General features: G+C 65.4%; 2 protein-coding genes. Both read left to right on the plus strand.

Annotated features, from left to right (window positions below):
* Positions 1-44 precede the first annotated feature (44 nt).
* On the plus strand, positions 45-1,298 hold the full coding sequence (gene glyA / locus AAHM40_RS26960) for a serine hydroxymethyltransferase (protein ID WP_342247432.1): 1,254 nt from the start codon (positions 45-47) through the stop codon (positions 1,296-1,298).
* A gap of 31 nt (positions 1,299-1,329) precedes the next feature.
* The gene (locus tag AAHM40_RS26965; RefSeq protein WP_342247431.1) at positions 1,330-1,464 is read left to right on the plus strand and encodes a hypothetical protein; all 135 of its coding nucleotides are present in this window, start codon (positions 1,330-1,332) and stop codon (positions 1,462-1,464) included.
* Positions 1,465-1,467 lie beyond the last annotated feature (3 nt).

The following is a 1,467-nucleotide window of genomic DNA, read 5'->3' on the forward strand; positions in this document are numbered from 1 at the left end:
CAGACCCTTTGCGCTGCATTCAACCGAACAAGAAGGAAACCAGCATGTTCCACAAGAGCCTCACCCTGTCCGATTTCGACCCCGCGCTGTTTGACGCCATCCGCAACGAGGCCCAGCGCCAGGAAGACCATATCGAGCTGATCGCCTCTGAGAACTACGCCAGCCCGCAGGTGATGCAGGCCCAGGGCACCGAGCTGACCAACAAGTACGCCGAGGGCTATCCGGGCAAGCGCTACTACGGTGGCTGCGAGTTCGTCGACAAGGTCGAGCAACTGGCCATCGACCGCGCGAAGCAACTGTTCGGTGCCGATTACGCCAACGTCCAGCCGCACTCCGGCTCCCAGGCCAACAGCGCCGTCTACCTCGCCCTGCTCAATGCGGGCGACACCCTCCTCGGCATGAGCCTGGCCCACGGCGGCCACCTGACCCACGGCGCCAAGGTCAGTTCCTCCGGCAAGCTCTACAACGCCGTGCAGTACGGTATCGATGCCAATGGCCTGATCGACTACGACGAGGTCGAGCGCCTGGCCGTGGAACACAAGCCGAAGATGATCGTCGCCGGCTTCTCCGCCTACTCCAAGACCCTCGATTTCCCGCGCTTTCGCGCCATCGCCGACAAGGTCGGCGCGCTGCTGTTCGTCGACATGGCCCACGTCGCCGGTCTGGTCGCCGCCGGTCTGTACCCGAACCCGCTGCCCTACGCCGACGTGGTCACCACCACCACCCACAAGACCCTGCGCGGTCCGCGTGGCGGCCTGATCCTGGCCAGGGCCAACGCGGAGCTTGAGAAGAAGCTGAACTCCGCCGTATTCCCCGGTGCCCAGGGCGGCCCGCTGATGCACGTGATCGCCGCCAAGGCCGTGTGCTTCAAGGAAGCGCTGGACCCGTCGTTCAAGGACTACCAGGCCCAGGTAATCGCCAATGCCAAGGCCATGGCCACGGTGTTCATCCAACGCGGCTACGACGTGGTGTCCGGCGGCACCGACAACCACCTGTTCCTGCTCAGCCTGATCCGCCAGGGCATCACCGGCAAGGACGCCGACGCCGCCCTCGGTCGCGTCGGCATCACCGTGAACAAGAACGCCGTGCCGAACGATCCGCAGTCGCCGTTCGTCACCTCCGGCCTGCGCATCGGCACTCCGGCAGTGACCACCCGGGGCTTCCTGGTGCCGGAATGCCGTGTCCTGGCCAACTGGATCTGCGACATCCTCGACCACCTCGGCGACGCCGATGTCGAGGCGCAGGTGGCCAGGCAGGTGGCGCAGCTGTGCGCGCGCTTTCCGGTGTATCCGGCCTGATCGCCGGCCGGGCTTTTCTGGAAGTTGCGTCATGTCGCTGAGCGTTTTCGATCTGTTCAAGGTGGGCATCGCCCCCACCAACGTTGCGGCCGGCATCGTGCCGGCCGTGCGGCACTATCGAATGCTGATTTCTCCCCTCTCCCTCTGGGAGAGGGGCCGGGGGTGAGGA

The sequence above is a fragment of the Pseudomonas sp. OTU5201 genome, from assembly GCF_038440135.1.
GTDB lineage: Bacteria > Pseudomonadota > Gammaproteobacteria > Pseudomonadales > Pseudomonadaceae > Metapseudomonas > Metapseudomonas resinovorans.